Genomic DNA, 18,438 nt, shown 5'->3' on the forward strand with positions numbered 1-18,438 from the left:
ACGCCTCCTTACCCTTTGCGGGCAGCATCATAGGCAAGGTTGTCAGTGCTAGCCTGAGGATTGTTCGACCACGCACCATCTTTATGGCCACGGTGTACCACGCGCTGGCGGAAGATATCGGCCACATCCTGCGCATCACCGGCCAGTAGCGCTTTGGTAGAGCACATTTCAGCACACAGCGGCAGTTTGCCTTCCGCGATGCGGTTGGAGCCGTACTTCTGGTACTCCTCTTCCTTGGTTTCGGCGGGGCCACCGGCACAGAAGGTGCACTTGTCCATCTTGCCGCGCTCGCCGAAGGCATCCTGTTGCGGGAACTGCGGCGCGCCGAAGGGGCAGGCGTACAGGCAGTAGCCACAACCGATACACAGGTCTTTATCGTGCAGCACGATGCCGTCGTCGGTTTTGTAGAAGCAGTCGGTGGGACACACCGCCATACACGGGGCGTCGTCACAGTGCATGCAGGCGACGGAAATGGACATTTCGTCCGCTTCGCCGTCGTTCAGGGTCACTACGCGGCGGCGCTGAATACCCCACTCGACGTCGTTGGCGTTCTTACAAGCGGTGACGCAGCCGTTGCACTCGATGCAGCGCTCGGCGTCACACATAAATTTCATTTGAGCCATGGTGTTCTCCTCTTGCCGGTGCGGGCGTGGCCGCACCGGCATGCTGTCAGGTCAGGTCGTGTTAGCTGGCGCGTTCGATACGGCAGATGGTGCACTTGGTCTCTTGCATCAGTGTCACCGGGTCGTAGCCGTAGGTAGTGGCGGTGTTGGCCGCTTCACCAATCACGTAAGGAACGGTGCCTTCCGGGTAACGGTCGTGCAGGCTTTCGCCCTGGAACACACCGCCGAAGTGGAACGGCATGAACGCCACTTTACGATCCACGCGGGGCGTGACCAGCGCTTTCACCTTGACCCGACCGCCTTCGGCGCCTTCGACCCATACTTGGTCGCCGTCGCGGATACCAATGTCGTTGGCATCGGCCGGGTTGATCTCGACGAACATCTCCTGCTGCAGCTCAGCCAGCCACGACATGGAGCGCGTCTCTTCACCGCCGCCTTCGTACTCGACCAAGCGACCCGAGGTCAGAATGATCGGGTAGTCCGCGCTGTTGTCACGGTCCTGGATGGTTTTGTACATCGTGGGAAGACGCATGATGGAGTCAAAGTCGTCCCACGTGGGATAGCGCTCAACCAGGTCACGACGGGTGGTGTAGAGCGGCTCACGGTGCTTCGGCACCGCATCCGGGAAGGTCCACACCACGGCGCGGGCTTTGGCGTTACCGTACGGCGCGCAGCCGTGCTCGATGGCCACGCGCTGGATACCGCCGGAGAAGTCGGTCTTCCAGTTCTGGCCTTCGGCCGCCGCTTTCTCTTCAGCGGTGAGATCGTCCCACCAGCCCAAGTCTTTGAGCAGCTGGTCGGTGAACTCGGGGTAACCGTCATCGATATCGCCACCCACAGGAGCGGAGCCTTCCGCCAGCAGGTTCACACCATCGCGCTCGATACCGAAGCGGGCGCGGAAGCCCATGCCGCCTTCCATGACCGGAATGCTGGTATCGTAGAGGTTGGGCGAGCCAGGGTGTTTGAACTCCGGCGTTCCCCAGCAGGGCCACGGCAGACCGTAGTAGTCGCCATCGGCGGGGCCGCCTTGGGCACGCAGGTTTTCAAAGCTGAAGGTATGCCAGTTTTGCTGGTGCTCTTTCAAGCGCTCCGGGCTTTGACCGGTGTAGCCAACGGTCCACATGCCGCTGTTGATTTCACGCAGTACGTCTTCGATCACCGGACGGTTGCCGTCCATTGCGAAGTTCTTCACGAACTCGTTGCCAAAGCCGAGCTTGTTGGCGAACAGTGTCATGATTTCGTGGTCGGGCTTCGATTCGAACAGCGGTTCGATGACCTGATCGCGCCACTGGATCGAGCGGTTGGTGGCGGTGACGCTACCCGAGGTCTCGAACTGCGTGGCGGCAGGCAGCAGGTACACGCCATCGGTGCGGTCGTGCATGACGGCGGCCACGGTGGGATACGGGTCGACGATGACCATCATCTCCAGCTTCTGCATCGCCTTTTGCATTTCGACGCCGCGGGTTTGCGAGTTGACCGCGTGGCCCCAGTAGAACATCGCTTTCAACGCGGTGCGCTGGGAGATGTTTTCGTCCTCTTCCAGCACGCCATCTACCCAACGGGAGACGGTAATACCGCTGGAGTACATGGGTTTGCCGTCAGCGTACTCGGTGTCATCGAAGCGGCCTTTCAGCCACTCGTAATCCACGTCCCACACTTTGGCCCAGTGCTGCCAAGCGCCTTCTGCTAAGCCGTAGTAACCCGGGAGGGAGTCACAGCCCAGCCCCAAGTCGGTGGCACCCTGTACGTTGTCGTGGCCACGCAGAATGTTGGCACCGCCACCGGATTTACCGATGTTACCCAGCGCCAATTCCAGAATGCAGTAGGCGCGGGTGTTGTTGTTACCGGTGGTGTGCTGGGTACCGCCCATACACCACACCACGCAGCCAGGACGGTTGTCGGCCAAGCGCTTGGCCACGTCGAACATCTCTGCTTCGGGCACGCCGGTAATGTCTTCGACGACACTGGGCGGGAACTGGGCGACTTCGGCCCGCACGTCGTCCATGCCGTACACGCGCTGGTTGATGTACTCGCTATCTTCCCAGCCGTTTTCGAAGATGTGCCACAGCAAGCCCCAGATGTAGGCCACGTCAGAGCCAGGACGAATGCGCACGTACTTGTTGGCTTTCGCCGCCGTACGCGTAAAGCGCGGGTCCGCGACGATGATGTCGCAGTTGTTGCGCTCTTTGGCGATCAAAATGTGCTGCATGGCCACCGGGTGCGCTTCACTGGGGTTGGAGCCAATGAAGAGCATCGATTTGCTGTTATGCATGTCGTTGAGCGAGTTGGTCATCGCTCCGTAACCCCAGGTATTCGCAACGCCCGCCACGGTGGTGGAGTGGCAAATACGCGCCTGGTGATCGGTGTTGTTGGTGCCCCACATGGAGGCGAGCTTGCGCATCAGGTACGCCTGCTCGTTGTTGAACTTCGCCGAGCCCAGCCAGTAAACGCTGTCGGGGCCGTGGGCGTCGCGCAGCTCGAGCAGCTTGTCGCCGATCTCGTTGACTGCATCGTCCCAGCTCATGCGCTGCCATTCACCCGCGACCAATTTCATCGGGTATTTTAGGCGGCGAGTGGAGTGGCCGTGCTGACGAAGCGACGCGCCTTTGGCGCAGTGAGCACCACGGTTGATCGGGTGGTCGAAAGCGGGCTCTTGCTTGGTCCAGATACCCTCTTGCACCTCGGCATACACACCGCAGCCCACCGAGCAGTGGGAACAAATGGTGCGCTTGGTTTCCACCGGGGAGTCGAGCACCGGGGTTTTGTCGGCCGCTTCGGTGCGCTGCATCATCGGCGCGCCCATGAAGCCTGCCGCAGCCACACCACCGGTAGCCACGCCCGTGCGCTTCAAGAACTGACGGCGGGAAATACCCAACCCAGTGGTAGCGGGGGTGTTGGTTTTGCGAGTTAGACGCATGGCAAATCTCCTGGCAGTTCGCCGTCAGTCACGCAGCGACGCGTAATAAGCACGAATATGGTCGGTCTCGCGGTAGTTCACCGCCTGCTTGTTGCGCTCAACCGGGCTTTTATCATCCGCCTGTGCCAGCGTGACGTGGCCTACCGCAACGGCTGCGCCCGCAGCGGCGGTGCCTAAACCAACGGTTTTCATAAACCGGCGGCGCTCAGGGTTATGTGACTGGTGCATGGGGTTCTCCTCTTTCATGCCCTTTTTTATGCGTGGCCCGTAGGCCCTGTTGTTCGCTTACCGCTGCGCACGGTCACGTCACGGTGTGGCTTTGCGCGCTGCACCGGCGTCATAGGAAGCAGGCTCCACTATGCGCACCGGTTGATAGGCCGCTTGATCGCTCAAACGTGCCTGTTCGCTCTCCATGAAAGCGCTACCCAACTGCCCCAGCGCTGCATAGAAAGCGGTGTCTACCTTGGCAAGGTCCTCCCAACAGCGGCTGGCCCAAGGGGCAAGATGCCGTTGGAAAAAAGTAAACTGCTCGCCATTTTGTGCCGCGATGAGCATGGCCATCACTTCGCACATCGCCGCCAGGTGGTCTTCTGGATCCCGGGTATGCTCGCTACGCTCGAAACCCAATGCTCGGAGGTCTTGGCGCAGCGCGACCAGCGCGGCTTCCATCAATTCGCCATTGCGGTACCAGGAGGCGTAGGGCACCACGTCGCCCTGAATCACGCCCACGAGGTGGCGAAAATGCGCTCGCTTGAGACTATCGACACTGCTCTCGCCCGCGGCCAGCGACAGCGCCGCCCAGCACTCGGCAATCCGGCTGCCATCTTGCTCGCTGTCCAGGCTTGCCAACCACGTCAGCAGCTCGCTGTCCGGCGCTTGGCGCAGCAGACTGGCGAGCAGCTGGTAGATATCCATACGCAGCGCATCGGTTTCGCTCAATGTCGGCATTGCATCGCTCATTGCATTACACCTTTAGTTGCGCGTTAGGATCACGAGCCATGGTTTTCCAGACGTCTTTTACCCGGCAGTCTTCGCACATTTCCAAACGCGCCATGGCATCCCCGGCAAAGTAAGGGTGGTTGGCCAGCTTGGCTTTGATGGTAGCCACGGTGCTGGCCGTAGCGAACGGCTTGCCGCAGCCAATGCATTCGAACGCTGCCTCTTCATGGCAAATATGCCGCGTTTCACGGGCCGGTGCGGCGAGGAAGCCCGGGACCAGCGTAATGGCATCCTCGGGGCAGGCCTGTTCGCAAAGGCCGCACTGTACGCAATCGGCTTCCAGGAAACTTAACGCAGGCGCGTTACCACCCGATTTCAGCGCTGGCGTGGGGCAGTTGCTGACACAGGCGTGGCAGAGCGTACAGGCAGCGCTATCAACGTTGATGCCGCCATATGCCGCGCCTGGTGGCATGGCGTGACGGTCACCGCTGGGCGCCCCCAGCTCGGCCAATCGCGCCAGTACCACGTTCAGGCGGGCGCGCTTGTTAGGCTCGTTGAAGCTCAACGGCGACTCGGTGAGCGGGGTGAGGCTTGGCAGCGCATCGCGCTCGCTCTCGGCCCCAACAGGCAGCAGCTTGATACGCGCCGTGTCGTGGCCCAGTGCGCTGAGTAGCGCGTGCGCCTGGGCGATCTGCTGTTCTAAAAACGCGCTGAGCCGATTCGGCATGTCGTCGTGAAGCTGAATGCGCACTTCGGAGGCACCGCTGGCAAGCGCCGTTAGCCACTGATCGTGGCCCGCCGCACCCAGATCTTCCAGGGGCGCATCGATGATGTGGCCGGGCGTGGTAATGCCTGCAGCGTGCTCGGCGTCTAGGGAGTCATGGGTGATGAAGCGCAGCACCGGCACCTCGCCACCGGCGTCCCGGTAAGCGGCGAGCCAAGTGGCTAACGTATCCTGCTGACGGCGGGTTTCCGGTAGGCGAAACTCGATGGCACCGGTCGGGCAGGCGCTGGTACAGCTCCCCACGCCTTGGCACAGAAACGGGTCGATCTCGATGCGCGACTCGATGCGGCCTTGGATGCTAGAAATCGCATCCGCCGGGCAGACGTCGAGGCAGCGGGTGCAGCCGACGTTACCACTGGAAGAGTGGGCACAAAGATCGGTATTGACCTGGAAATAGCGGGGCTTGTCGAACTCGCCGATCAGCTCGGTCACGTTCTCCAGCACGTCGGCACGCTCGGCTTCCTGGCGCTCCCACGCGAGGCGCAGGTAGCCCGGCGGCGGCAGTTCCCAAGAAGCGACGTTAAGTGTTCCCTCCGAAAGGTCTAGCACGACGTCGAACACGTCGCGTTCGATCAATGCTTGCGCCAAATTGAGCGCATCGCCATCGTCTTGGGCCAGAGTGGCACGAAAACCGCCCAAATGCCCTGCAACACGGAGCTGTGCCTGCTGGCGCGTGCTCAGCACTTGTGTGGTGATCGGCTCGCTGGTGGCAGGAAGGTCAACGTCCACATCCGTCGTGAGCAGCGTAAGAGACGCTAAACCGCGCCCCTGCAGCGCACGCGCCGCCTGGCTGACGGACGACGCACGGCCGAACAGCAGCACGTGCCCGCGGCTGTGGTAGGTGACGTTGGCAGGCGTTAAATTCACCGGCCATGAGATACGCCGACGCACCGCTTCACGAGCGGCGGCGTTGCGCTGGTCGTCGATCGACGCCAGTTGGATTCGTTGGTTCATGCATTCTCACGGTCAAGAGGTCGTTTTTGTTATTATGGGCGTTTAGATTTTGTCATCTGGCAGATGACTTTCGGCGTTATATCGACATAGCTTCTGGTATCAGCGTATGGCGCAAACAGCATTTATGCCACTTCCATTGGTCGTATCGCTGTCAACGCAAGCCCGCCAAGCTTACCATAACCTACTGATTCAAATGTCTAACCGTCTTTTTGACGCTCTCCCTGAGCGTGATCAGAATAATCAGACTGGTCGTCTAGTGAGGCACTTTGTACAAAACTGTCATCACTTGTGCAAGCGCTCCCCTGTCCAGTCTCCTTCTCATCCTCGTCATGGCTCGCGCGCTCTGCGTCGTTTTGCGCGGCCTCGTCCAGCTTATCGAGGGTCTCCTCTGCTTTATTGGCCCAGCGCCGCAGCTTGCCCGCCAGCTCGCTTGCCATAGGCTTCAATTGCTGGGTGTAGTCGGCGTCGTAATCATCCAGACCGTCGCGCACGTTGTAGTTACCGGTAGCCCAGAGCCTGCGCAGGGCGCGACGTCGAAGAGTGGCGCTCACTCCGGGCACCATAAAGGCGCTGAAATCACTGCCTGCAGGCAGGGTGTCCGGGTCGGGCAGCGTGTGGTCCAGGCTGCCGGGGGGCGGTGGCGCGTCGGCAGCTTGCTCCACCGCGGGCGTGGCGTCGTCGTCTGCCTCGGCAGCGAGCGCCTGTGCTTCCAACGGCGGCGCGGCACCTTCCGTGGGTTCGGTGCTCGCCGGCTCGGGATCGTTCTGCTCGATGCCGCGCTTTTTACGCGACCAGCGCTCTAAACGGCTCACTGTGGCTGCTCCTTGGTCGGGGTCTCTTTGCCGCGCCCGGCCCCTTTGCGTTTTTTCTTGCGGGTTTCCACCGGCGCTTCGCCATGACGCGCGAGATAATGCTCTACCCACACTTGAATCGCCATCGGCATCGGTGCCTCCAGCACTTGCTGCTCGCCATCCAGCCAGCCCGCCGCCACATCCTGGCTGGCGGTGATGGCATCGGGCTTCGGGGGCTGCCCGGTAAACCCGGCACGGACGAACAGGCGTGGCGTTGGCGAGGTGAGATTGAATCGGTAGGCCGCTCGCTCGGTCATGTAGAGCTGCAAGTGGAGCACGCACTCCCCTTGATCCCCGGGCACGAGCTCGGCAATGCGCCACTGGGTCAGCGTGAAACTTCGCACCTGCTTGGGCTCCGCCACTAAGGTAACGCTCAGCGCGCGCAGATTATCACTCATGGGTTTCACCACCTTAGACCTTGAACGGGTAGACAAGTAAGCCTTTCGAGCGCCATCATCGTCAACTCAGACTATTTTACTCAACTATTATGATCTTGTGCGCCGTGTGTGCGTCAGCCACGCCGCGTTTTGGTATCAGTGAGGATTGCGGATGCCCGCCCTTCAGTTAAGCCGAGCCCGCTTACCGGCCACGACCACCATTGATGTCATGGATGCCTACGGCGACACCCGCCCTCAGGCCATTGCCGCCGAGCGTGCGCTTACGGTGTACCTCAATAAGCGCGAAATCGTCACTCTGATGACGCTAGGCGACGATCCCGAAGCGCTGGTGGTGGGGTACCTGCGCAATCAGGGGCTATTGAAGAGTGCCGAGGATTTGACCGCCGTCCAGGTGGACTGGGAAGTAGAAGCAGCGGTGATCGTCACTCGCCACCTGCCGGATGACTTGGAAGCGCGCCTTAGCACACGCACCGTCACGACGGGCTGCGGCCAAGGCACGGTGTTTGGTAAACTGTTGGAACAAACGTCCCTCACGGCGCTGCCTGAGACGCCGCTGACCCAATCGACGCTCTATCAACTGTTGACCAATTTGAACACCTACAACGAGACCTACCGCAGCGCGGGCGCGGTGCACGGCTGCGCGCTGTGCCATCAAGCGCAGGTGCTGGATTTCGTCGAAGACGTGGGCCGCCATAACGCCGTGGATACCTTGGCGGGACGTCAGTGGCTCAACCAAGCCGACAGCCACAGCGCCGATATTTTTTACACTACCGGTCGTTTAACGTCTGAAATGGTGCTGAAAGTCGCTCAAATGGGCATTAGCGTGCTGGTATCGCGCTCAGGCGTCACACAAAAAGGCGTAGAGCTGGCCGAGCGTTTCGGCGTAATGCTGATTGCCCGCGCGAAGGGTAAAAGCTTCCAGGCGATCAACGCCACTGGCCGCTTGACGCTGGATGCGATCCCCCCAAGCCGCCGAGCGCGCGCTCGTCCAAGGAGGCAGGCGTATGATCGCCAAGCACGATCTGACTGGCATGATTCTCGCGGGCGGTGAAGGCCGCCGTATGGGCGGTCGAGATAAGGGCCTGGAGCCCTTTGCAGGCCTCCCGCTGGTAGCGCATACCGTTAAGCGCTTCGATGGCCAGGTGCATGAGCTGGTGATCAATGCCAACCGCAATGGCGATGCGTATGCGCTGTTTGCCGACCGCGTTATCGAGGATGCCGAAGGTGGCTTTAAAGGCCCGCTGATGGGTATTTACAGCGGCCTGCGCGCCGCTCGAACGCCGTGGCTAGTGGTCGCCCCCTGCGACTCCCCCGCGCTTCCCCACGACGTGGTGGCGCGCTTGGTCGCGGGGATTCACCAGCAGGATGTCGAGCACGATATCGCCGTGGCGTTCGATGGCGAGCGCCTGCACCCCGTCGTCGCGCTGCTGCGTACGTCGCTGGCCAACGATTTAGCGGCCACCCTGGCAGCAGGCGAACGCAAAATCGACCGCTGGTACGCGCGCCACGCCTGGTGCCGGGTGGATATGTCTGACTGCCCTGAAGCGTTCGCCAACCTCAATACCGAAGAGGAGAAAGCCCGCTTGGAGCTGGCACTGACAACGCCTTCCCAGGAGACGCCATGAGCCTGTCGTGTTTTGAGCTGGGCGAGCAGATGCTCAGTGTCGATGCCGCCCGCGATGCGCTGATGACGCTGGTCGAAACACCGGTTGCGGTCGAGCGTGTCACCCTCGGCAACGCCTACGGACGCCGACTGGCGACCAATATCACCGCGCCCATTAACGTGCCACAGAATACCAACGCGGCGATGGATGGTGTTGCCCTGGCCTGGCCAAAGCAGCCGCCCTTTCAAACCCACTGGCCCGTGGCGGGCGATGCCTTCGCCGGGCAAGCGTTTGGGGGTGAGGTGCCTTTAGGCCAGTGCGTTCGCATCACCACCGGCGCGCCGCTGCCCAGCGGCACCGATACGGTGATTATGCGTGAGCAGCTCATCGAGGGTGATGACAGCGTCACTATCGATGCGCCAGAGCGGGTCAGTGTTGGGCAGCACGTTCGCCAAGCCGGAGAAGATATTGCCAAAGGGGCCGTTGCATTGACGGCGGGCACACGCTTGGATGCAGCCAGCATGGGGCTGGTGGCGTCCCTGGGCTATGCCGAGGTCAACGTATACCGGCGCCCTAAGGTTGCGATTTTTTCTACCGGCAACGAAGTCACCCCGCCGGGAGAGCCGCTCCCCAGCGCCGGGATCTACGACACCAACCGCTTTACCCTGATGGGCATGCTGAGCGAGCAAGGGGCCGAGGTGGTGGATTTAGGTATTCTGCCCGACGACCCGCGCGCTATTGAGCAAGCGCTTGCGGAAGCAGCGGCGCAGTGTGACCTTGTGATTACCAGCGGCGGTGTTTCCGTGGGCCACGCGGATTACACTCGCGACGCGCTGGAAGCTCTCGGGCGGCTGGCCTTTTGGCGGGTGGCGCTGCGCCCTGGCCGCCCGATGGCCTGCGGCCAGTTGGGCGAGTCGCGCACGCCGTTCGTGGGCTTACCCGGCAACCCGGTGGCCGTCATGGTGACCTTTACCCAGTTTGTGGTGCCACTGCTGCAGCGGCTGCAAGGCCAGCTCCCGGCTGCGCCAACACGGATGACAGCGATTGCCCAAACGCCGCTAAAAAGCCGCCTGAATCGCACTGATTTTCTGCGCGGCATTTACACATGCGATGACCAGGGAGTGCTGCATGTACGCAGCACCGGTGCCCAGGGCTCGGGTATTTTGACTTCCATGGTGATGGCCAACTGTTTGATCGAACTTGGCGATGACCAGGCAGACGCACAGCCAGGCGAGGCGGTCTGCATTCAACCGATAACGAGCTGGCAATGACCGAACAACTGATTGACGATTTTGGCCGCCGGGTGCGCTACGTGCGCATCTCCGTAACGGACCGCTGCGACTTCCGCTGCGTGTACTGCATGAGCGAGGAGATGACGTTTCTCCCCCGTGCGCAGGTACTTACGCTGGAAGAGCTCGCCATGGTGGCGCGCGCCTTCACCGAGCTTGGCGTCGAGAAGATCCGCCTAACCGGCGGCGAACCGCTGGTGCGTAAAGGCATCGAGCAGCTCGTGGACGAGATCGGCGCACTGCCGGGGCTGGACGACTTCACCATGACCACCAACGGCGCTAGCCTGCGCAAGCACGCCAAGCGGCTGTACGAAGGCGGCCTACGTAGGCTCAACATTAGCCTGGACTCCCTCGACCCCGAGCGCTTTAAGCAGCTGACGCGCACCGGCGACTTAGCCAAAGTGATCGACGGTATCCACGCCGCCAAAGAAGCGGGCTTCAAGCGCATCAAGCTGAACGCGGTGATCTTGAAAGGGCGTAACGAAGACGAAGTGCTCGACTTGGTCACCTTTGCCCGCCAGGAGGGCCTAGATATCAGCTTTATCGAGGAGATGCCCCTGGGCGATGTGTCCGACCACTCCCGAGCAGAGACCTTCTACTCCAGCGACGACGTTCAGGCATTGATCGAAACACGCTACCCGCTGACGCCCACGACGGAGAGCACACCAGGGCCGTCGCGCTACTTCAAAATGGCCGACAGCGACAGTCGGGTGGGCTTTATCTCGCCCCACAGCCACAACTTCTGCGATAGCTGCAACCGCGTGCGGGTCACCGTGGAAGGTCGCCTGCTGCTCTGCCTAGGGAATGAACACTCAGTGGACCTGCGCGCCGTATTGCGCCGCCATCCTGGCGATATGCAGGCGCTCAAAACCGCCATTATCAATGCGCTGCCGCTTAAGCCCGAACGCCACCACTTCACCACCGATGGCGACGTGCAGGTGGTGCGCTTTATGAACATGACCGGAGGTTGACCGTTGGCAGCCGCTTCACGCGTTCCCGTTCACATCGTCACCGGCTTTTTAGGTAGCGGCAAAACTACGCTTATCCACAGCCTGATCGAGCAAAAGCCTGTGGATGAGAAATGGGCCATTCTGGTCAACGAATTTGGCCAGATCGGCATTGATCAGGCCATGTTCGATACCCGCGATGATGTGGTGGTGAAAGGCTTGCCCGGCGGCTGCCTATGCTGCCAGCTAGCGTTCGTGCTTCAGGCGGCGCTGGTCAATTTATTAGCGCGCAGCAAGCCCGACCGGGTGATTATCGAGCCATCGGGCCTTGGCCATCCGGCGGGGTTATTAGATTTATTGCGCGGCGAGGCGTTTCGAGACGTGGTGGCGGTGCAGGATATCATCGCCACGCTTGACCCACGCCGATTGGACGAAGCCCGCGTGCGCGAGCACGACACGTTTCAGGACCAGCTCCACATGGCCGATGCCATCGCCATCACCATGGGCGACCAGGCAAGTACGGCGCAGCATCAACGAGCGCAGCAATTTGTCGGCGCGCTATGGCCAACCCCAAAGTGGGTGCATACGGTCGATCAGGGCGGGCTCCCCGTGGCACTGCTATTGGGCAGCGGCAAAGCGCGTCAACACGACCAACCCGAGATGCCTGAAGCGCACCGAGCCCTGGCCGCAGCGCCTAGTCTGGAAGGCGCTTTTTTTGATTTTCCGCCGCCCCCCGGCGAGCCGGAGCAACACACCGCCAGCGCCCTGGGTTACACCAGTACGGGCCTGCGTTGGCACCCTACCGAGCGATTCGACCTCGACCATCTCGCCCATTGTGTTGGCGAGCTACCCGCTACGGCGCGAGTGAAAGGGGTGTTCCACACCACCGACGGCTGGAAGCGGCTCAACCGCGCAGACGGCGCGCTCAGCGTGACGAGCAGCGCCTGGCGGCAGGACTCACGGCTCGAGGTCATTACCCCCGACCCCATTGAGCATGAGCCACTCATCGCGTCACTGCACGCGCAGCTGGCCCGCTCACGAGCGGGAGTGCGCTGACACCATCGCCTCGATCTCGCCGACCGGGGCCGGACGGCCAAACAGATAGCCCTGAAAGGCGTGGCAGCCGTGGGCCATCAGCCACGCCTGCTGGGCCGGCGCTTCGACGCCTTCGGCAATGATATCCAGGTTCAAGCTCTTCGCGAGGGCAATGGTACTCTCTACGATAGCAGCGTTGGCCTTGCTCTCGAGCACCTGCTGCACGAAGGACTGGTCGATTTTCAGCTGATCCAGCGGCAGCTGCGCCAAGTATGCCAGCGACGAGTAGCCGGTGCCGAAGTCATCCAATGAGAAGCGCACGCCCAGCGCTTTCAAGCTGAGCATCTTATCCCGAGCATCGTCGCGGGCTTCCACGAACAGCGACTCGGTGACTTCGAGCTTAAGCTGGGCCAGCGGCGCTTGGGTGCGCTGAAACACCTGCTCGAGACGGGCCAGAAAGTCCGCTTCACGAAACTGCAGCGGGCTGATATTGACCGAGATCGTCAGCTGGCTGAGCAGCGGGGAAGGTGCCCAGCGGGCAAGCTGCTGGCAGGCCTCTTCCAATACCCATTCTCCCACGTCGTTGATGAGCCCGGTGCTCTCCAGGAGCGGAATAAACTCACCCGGAGAGACCATGCCGCGCTCGGGGTGCTGCCACCGCAGCAGCGCTTCCACCCCCGTCAACGTGCCGTGACGATCCACTTGGGGCTGATAGTGGAGCCGCCACTGGTCGTTCTCCAGCGCCTGACGCAGCTCCGCTTCCAGCTTCACTTTGGCCAGCAGCGATGCCTGCATGGAGGGATCGAAGAAGCGCAGCGCGTGACGACCGCTCATCTTGGCCTGAGAAAGTGCCATATCCACCTGCTGCAGGTAGTCATCGGCACTACGCTGGCTATCCGAGACGATGGTAATGCCCACACTGGCGGTCACCACGGCGCTCTCTTCGCCAATGGCCACGGGTTCATCCAGTGCTGCCAATAGCTTCCGGGCAATGTGTTCCGCCAGCGTTTGAGTCTGACGAGGGCTGCCATCCACACCTTCGATCAACACGGCAAACTCGTCGCTGCCCAGCCGGGCCAGGGTATCGGTGTCGCGCAGCATCTGACCGAATCGGCGCGCCACACACTGCAGCAGCTGGTCGCCCGCATGGTGTCCCAGAGTATCGTTCACATGGTTGAAGTTATCGATATCGATCAGCAGGAGCGCGCCGCAGCGTTGGTGGCGATTCAGCTCTTTGAGCGCCGTGCCCACACGGTCCATGAACAGTCGCCGGTTGGCAAACCCGGTGAGCGGGTCGTAGAACGCGAGCTGGTGAATCTCTTGCTCGGCGGCCTTACGCTCGCTGATATCGCTCATGGTGGCCACATAGTGGGTCAGTTCACCCGTCGCACCGTACACCGCGCTGATGGTCAGCCACTCGGGAAACAGCTCTCCGTTCTTGCGCTGATTCCAGATCTCCCCTTCCCAGTTCCCCGTGGCCAATACGCTACGCCATAACCGACGATAAAACGCGGCGTTGTGATGGCCCGAACTAAACATACGCGGGTTTTTGCCCACCACTTCCTCATCGCTGTAACCGGTAATGCGCTTGAAGGTATCGTTCACTTTCAAAATATTACCCCGCGCGTCGGTCACCATAATGCCCAAGTGCGCCTGAAAGGCAGCGGCAGCAATTTGCAGCTCGACTTCGGCTTGCTTCGCCTCGGTAATATCGCGGGTCACGGATAGGACTCCTTCAACGTGATGAGTATTGCTAGCTAACGGGCTCACCGTCGCGTGAAAATAGCGCTGCTGCTGGCCGAGCATCAGCGGGTACTCGAACGTCGCCACTTGGCCCGAGCGCTGGACTTGATGAAACACGGTGTCGAACGTCGCGGCCAATGCGGCAGGCAGCACTTCTTGGTAGTGACGACCCAGCGCTTGCTGGCTTCCCAACAGCAGTTTGTCTTTCTCGATGGCATGGATAAAGCGAAACCGCCCCTTGCCATCAAAGACGAAAATCAAATCCTGCAGCGAGTTAATCAACGCGTCCAGACGCGCTTCTCGGGATTGCAGCCGATACGACAGCCCCAGCCGGTTCAAGTAGTGGCGCCCACCCCAAGCGCCCAGTAGCACCATGACGGCCATTACCACCGTCAGTACCAGGCCACGCTGACGCCATCCGGCAAGCTGGCGCTGCACATCGACCCCGACCACCACTAGCACGGGATAACGGCCCACCCGCTGCATATGGAACAGGCGCTCGCGCCCGTCCAGCGGCGAGCGGGCGGTAAAGGTTTGGGAGGCTTGCTGGGTGGTCAGCCACTGCTGAGTGGCCGGATCGTCGATCTGCGTTCCCACCACGGCGGGCTTCGCAGGCGCCGGATGACGGGCAATCAGTTTCAAGGTGCCATCTACCAAGCTCATGCTTTCGCCATCGTAAACGCGCATTTGCTGGAGGGCATCCATAAGGGTTTGCGGTACCAAACGCGCGACCACGATGCCTTCGAAGCGGTCGTTCTCACCGCTGATCCGGCGGGCGTGATAAAGATAAAACTGCGCGTCCTCCTCCGACCAGTAGAGCGGGGTCACGAGTTCGCGCTGCTCCCCCTGCTGAAACGAGCGAAAAAAGGCAGTATGGCTGATGTCGATACCGGCATGGCGATTATCACTGCTGCTGATCCAAACACGCCCCTGAGCGTTGAGAATGCCCAGCTCGTTAATCAGCGGCATGTAGCGGGTCAAGGCTTCGACGGAGCGCTGGATATCGGCCATCCCTTCAGCACTCTCGAACCCTCGGGTCTCGACATGCTGAGCCAAGGTAAAGAGTGCTTGACCGCTCTGGCCAAAGATCCCTTTCGCCCATTCGGTCATCACATTGGAGCGAGCCGTTGCCCGCGCTTCTGCTGCACGGATCTCCTGCTGGTACTGGCCGGTCAGCAGCCAGCCGAACAGCGACACCATCACGCACAGCGCTACCAGGAAGAGGGCTATGGCGCGACGCTGCAAACGTCGATACCTGGGTAACACGGGCACATCGCGGGCCGTTGAGTCACTGCGAGAAGGAAACATCACACGTCGACCTTATTCAGGCATCCCGCAGGCGCACCTGATACAGTGTAAAAAAGAACAGTGGAAGATACACCACCGCGACATCAAGATGGCATTACTCGATAGTGGCGCGTCGCTTTTTTGATGTATATCAATTTTTAGCAAATCCGTTACCTCAATAAACGCCCTTTTTATCAAGAAGAGGTAGTTATGGCAGCACTGGGCCAAATGAGCGACTACGACATACGCTTGGTACGTATTTTTAAGACGGTGGTGGAGTGTGGGGGGTTTACCGCAGCGGAGACCACGTTAGGCATTAGCCGTTCGGCCATCAGTCAGCACATGAGCGACCTGGAAAGCCGTTTGGGGTTTTCGCTTTGCCAGCGGGGGCGCGGTGGCTTCAACCTGACAGAAGAGGGCAAAGAGATTTATCAAGCCGGGCTGACGCTGCTCACGGCGCTGGAGACGTTCAAAAGCGATGTGAACGCGCTGCATCACACCATCAAAGGCGAGCTGAATATCGGCATTACCGATAACTTGGTCACGCTGCCCGCCATGAACGTGACCCATGCCCTGGCCGCATTGACGGCGCCGAACCACGAGGTCACGGTGCATATTCACATGGAGCCCTCCGACGCGGTGATTCGCGGCGTGATGGATGGCCACCTGCACGTGGGTGTGGTGCCTGCCGTGAACCTGCCCACCAGCCTAGCAACGCGTTTACTCTACGACGAGCCCTCGTACTTGTACTGCTCCGCTGATCACCCGCTGTTCAGCCTGCCCGACGACGCATCGACCTCAGACCACCTCACCCGCTACCCCGCCATCCGACCGCGCTACCCGCTTCCCGATACCGCACGTCAGGCTCATGAAGCCCTCAACCTACAGGCCTCGGCATCCGATCGAGAAGGCGCGGCGTTTCTCATCCTCACCGGGCGCTTCATCGGCTTCCTACCCGAGCATGTGGCTGCGCAGTGGGTAGCGGCAGGCAAAATGCGCGCCCTGCACCCGACCACCCAGCACTACCGTATTCCCTTTGTGTTAGTCACCCGCCACGACCGTCGCCCGAATCGCGTGGTGGATGCATTTTTGGGGTTGCTGAAACAATAAGGGAGTCAGCCACATTACCCTCCTCCCTTTCTAGAGCAAGCTCCCAGAGAAAGCATCGCACGTTAAGCAACGCACCGTTCCCACCGATGCGCAAGACAACGCCTTGGCCTGCTGCAATAATGAGAAACTATTGCATATAACTATACTTCTCAAAAGACAGCTATGTTTCTCAAAAAAGGGATTCCCATGAAAGTCACGACCTTCGCTACGGCGCTACTGCTGGCCAGTGCCAGCGCCGCCGCAAGCGCCGAGCAGCGCATTGCCACGTTTGATTTAGGCAGCCTGGATACGCTGGACGCTCTCGGGGCGAGTGAGCACGTGGTGGGCGTGCCCAAAGCCAGCTTGCCGATCTACCTGGAGCAGTATGCCGCCGATGCCTACACCGATATTGGCGGCCTGCGCTCGCCCGACATGGCAGCGCTGGCAGACGCCAACCCCACGCTGATTGTGCACACGGGCCGCCAGGCCGAGTGGGCCGAAGAGCTAGGCGATATTGCCACACTATTTGATGCTAGTGTTTCAGGCGAGGCGTATCTTGCTGCGGTCGAGCGCAATGTGCGCGAACTGGCCAGCCAACTCGCGGTAGAAAGCGAAGCCGAAGAGGCGCTCACAACGCTGAACAGCGAGATCGAGCGCCAGCGCGAAGCGCTGCAGGATGCCCCAACGACGCTGGTCGTCACGCACAATGGCGGCAACCTGATGCTCAACCAGCACCCGGTGGTACATCAGGTGCTGGGCATTGCCGCCCTAGAGATGCCCGAGAGCGTGACTCCCGACGTACGCGGTGAACGCACTTTTACGCCGCTTTCCGCTGACGCCATTGCCGAGATCGACCCTGACGCGGTGCTTGTGATCGACCGCAGCGCCGCCATTGGCGACGAACCCGCAGACGCCGATCAGCTACGTGCCACTCTAGCGGAAGCCGGCGCCGCGCCCAGAGTCGTGATGCTCACTCCCGCCCTGTGGTATCTCTCGGGCGGCGGCTTGCAAAGCTTGGCGCTTCAAGTGAAAGAAGTGGCGAGCGCGTTGGCCGATTAAGCATCCGAGTACTCTTGGCCGCTTTCGAGCGGCCTACCCCTGAGGGTTCATGAAATGCTGGGCCAAGGTATCGCTCATCGGGACGTTGAGCGTAATCCCCTTGCCGGGCAAGGGCTGTTGGAACCAGCGCTCGTAGAGCACCTGCATGTCTCCCCGTCGATAAATGGTGCGCAGCGCTTGATTGACCTGGGCCACGAACGCTTGATCGTCTTCACGCATGAGCAGGCCCAGCGGCTCTTCAGCAGTGATGGCTTCCTCTGAGAGGGAGTACGCCGACGGCTCCTCCGCTGCCGCTATCAACGTACTGAGCAAAATATCGTCCATGGCGAACGCTGCCACACGGCCCTCGGTGACCAAATCGAAGGCTTCTTGCAACGTTTCCACCGGCACGACGGAGAGATTGAGCTGCCGTTCGCGGTTGGCCTGGTTGATTTGGCTGACATTGACGGTGCCCCTGGCCACGCTTACGCTCCTCCCGGCCAGGTCCTGAAGCGTTAAAAACTGGTTCTCCTTGAGTGCCACAAAGCGCACGGACACAAAGAAATGGCTCAGCGAAAACTCAGCGCTGCGGCGGCGCTCCGCATTGTTGGTGCTAGCATTGCATTCGATATCGATGTCACCGCTGTTTAGCAGCTGCACTCGATTACCGGGTGTTCTGAACACATATTCGATATCGAGGGTGGGCAAACCAAGCTGCTGCTGTAACTGCGCCGCCACCCGCTGGCATAGCTCGATGGAGTAGCCCAACACGTTGCCCTCGTCATCGGTATACGAAAAAGGCGCGGTATCGCCATAGCCCACACGAAGCGTGCCTGTCTCATTCAGCCGCTGCAGCGTATTGATATCGGCCGCCGAGGCGACGGACCACACCGCCATGAGGAGCCCTGCCCACCACTGCGCTTGGATCTTCATGTCTCAC

General features: G+C 60.9%; 16 protein-coding genes. 7 read left to right on the forward strand and 9 right to left on the reverse strand.

The window, feature by feature from the left end; translation table 11 throughout:
- Positions 1–8: 8 nt before the first annotated feature.
- From fdh3B to CTT34_RS16135, 7 genes are all read right to left on the reverse strand, one after another.
- Entirely contained in the window at positions 9–623 is a 615-nt protein-coding gene (gene fdh3B, locus CTT34_RS16105) for a formate dehydrogenase FDH3 subunit beta (protein WP_139525806.1), read from the reverse strand.
- Between the two features lie 61 nt (positions 624–684).
- A complete protein-coding gene (locus tag CTT34_RS16110; RefSeq protein ID WP_159343328.1) occupies positions 685–3,540 on the reverse strand; it encodes a molybdopterin-dependent oxidoreductase in 2,856 nt (951 codons plus the stop codon).
- A gap of 24 nt (positions 3,541–3,564) precedes the next feature.
- Positions 3,565–3,768, reverse strand: coding sequence for a twin-arginine translocation signal domain-containing protein (locus CTT34_RS16115; RefSeq protein ID WP_159343329.1), 204 nt, complete (start codon positions 3,766–3,768; stop codon positions 3,565–3,567).
- A 78-nt stretch (positions 3,769–3,846) separates the two neighbouring features.
- Positions 3,847–4,500: a TorD/DmsD family molecular chaperone gene (locus CTT34_RS16120; protein ID WP_159343330.1), complete on the reverse strand. Its 654-nt coding sequence runs from the start codon at positions 4,498–4,500 to the stop codon at positions 3,847–3,849.
- A gap of 4 nt (positions 4,501–4,504) precedes the next feature.
- Positions 4,505–6,217, reverse strand: coding sequence for a 4Fe-4S binding protein (locus CTT34_RS16125; RefSeq protein WP_159343331.1), 1,713 nt, complete (start codon positions 6,215–6,217; stop codon positions 4,505–4,507).
- A 197-nt stretch (positions 6,218–6,414) separates the two neighbouring features.
- Positions 6,415–7,029 (reverse strand): DUF3306 domain-containing protein, encoded by a 615-nt coding sequence (locus CTT34_RS16130; protein ID WP_159343332.1) that lies wholly within the window; start codon positions 7,027–7,029, stop codon positions 6,415–6,417.
- Positions 7,026–7,466: a DUF3305 domain-containing protein gene (locus CTT34_RS16135; protein ID WP_159343333.1), complete on the reverse strand. Its 441-nt coding sequence runs from the start codon at positions 7,464–7,466 to the stop codon at positions 7,026–7,028. The genes CTT34_RS16130 and CTT34_RS16135 overlap by 4 nt, the downstream gene beginning before the upstream one ends.
- A 151-nt stretch (positions 7,467–7,617) precedes the next feature.
- Between CTT34_RS16135 and CTT34_RS16140 the strand changes: the two genes are divergently transcribed.
- Genes CTT34_RS16140 through CTT34_RS16160 form a run of 5 tightly spaced genes read left to right on the forward strand, consistent with a single transcriptional unit; the run spans position 7,618 to position 12,362 of the window.
- Positions 7,618–8,517, forward strand: coding sequence for a formate dehydrogenase accessory sulfurtransferase FdhD (locus CTT34_RS16140; RefSeq protein WP_159343334.1), 900 nt, complete (start codon positions 7,618–7,620; stop codon positions 8,515–8,517).
- Positions 8,471–9,091, forward strand: coding sequence for a molybdenum cofactor guanylyltransferase MobA (gene mobA, locus CTT34_RS16145; protein ID WP_159343335.1), 621 nt, complete (start codon positions 8,471–8,473; stop codon positions 9,089–9,091). Before CTT34_RS16140 ends, mobA begins: the two co-directional genes overlap by 47 nt.
- Positions 9,088–10,341: a molybdopterin molybdotransferase MoeA gene (moeA, locus tag CTT34_RS16150; RefSeq protein WP_159343336.1), complete on the forward strand. Its 1,254-nt coding sequence runs from the start codon at positions 9,088–9,090 to the stop codon at positions 10,339–10,341. The genes mobA and moeA overlap by 4 nt, the downstream gene beginning before the upstream one ends.
- Positions 10,338–11,330, forward strand: a complete 993-nt coding sequence (gene moaA, locus CTT34_RS16155; protein WP_159343337.1) for a GTP 3',8-cyclase MoaA — start codon at positions 10,338–10,340, stop codon at positions 11,328–11,330. The genes moeA and moaA overlap by 4 nt, the downstream gene beginning before the upstream one ends.
- 3 nt (positions 11,331–11,333) lie before the next feature.
- Positions 11,334–12,362 carry a CobW family GTP-binding protein gene (locus CTT34_RS16160; protein WP_159343338.1) on the forward strand — a complete coding sequence of 343 codons (1,029 nt, stop codon included), beginning with the start codon at positions 11,334–11,336 and terminating at the stop codon, positions 12,360–12,362.
- Here the strand turns inward: CTT34_RS16160 and CTT34_RS16165 are convergent.
- Complete coding sequence (locus CTT34_RS16165) at positions 12,342–15,392, reverse strand: bifunctional diguanylate cyclase/phosphodiesterase (protein ID WP_167520903.1); 3,051 nt, start codon at positions 15,390–15,392, stop codon at positions 12,342–12,344. The two genes, CTT34_RS16160 and CTT34_RS16165, sit on opposite strands and share 21 nt — an antisense overlap.
- A gap of 189 nt (positions 15,393–15,581) precedes the next feature.
- On the opposite strand from CTT34_RS16165, the gene CTT34_RS16170 reads away from it, so the two are divergent.
- On the forward strand, positions 15,582–16,481 hold the full coding sequence (locus tag CTT34_RS16170; protein ID WP_159343339.1) for a LysR family transcriptional regulator: 900 nt from the start codon (positions 15,582–15,584) through the stop codon (positions 16,479–16,481).
- A gap of 186 nt (positions 16,482–16,667) precedes the next feature.
- Positions 16,668–17,519, forward strand: a complete 852-nt coding sequence (locus CTT34_RS16175) for an ABC transporter substrate-binding protein (protein WP_159343340.1) — start codon at positions 16,668–16,670, stop codon at positions 17,517–17,519.
- A 33-nt stretch (positions 17,520–17,552) separates the two neighbouring features.
- On the opposite strand, the gene CTT34_RS16180 is transcribed toward CTT34_RS16175, so the two are convergent.
- Positions 17,553–18,431, reverse strand: a complete 879-nt coding sequence (locus CTT34_RS16180) for an amino acid ABC transporter substrate-binding protein (RefSeq protein ID WP_254436405.1) — start codon at positions 18,429–18,431, stop codon at positions 17,553–17,555.
- Positions 18,432–18,438 lie beyond the last annotated feature (7 nt).

The organism is Halomonas meridiana, from assembly GCF_009846525.1.
Classification (GTDB): domain Bacteria; phylum Pseudomonadota; class Gammaproteobacteria; order Pseudomonadales; family Halomonadaceae; genus Vreelandella.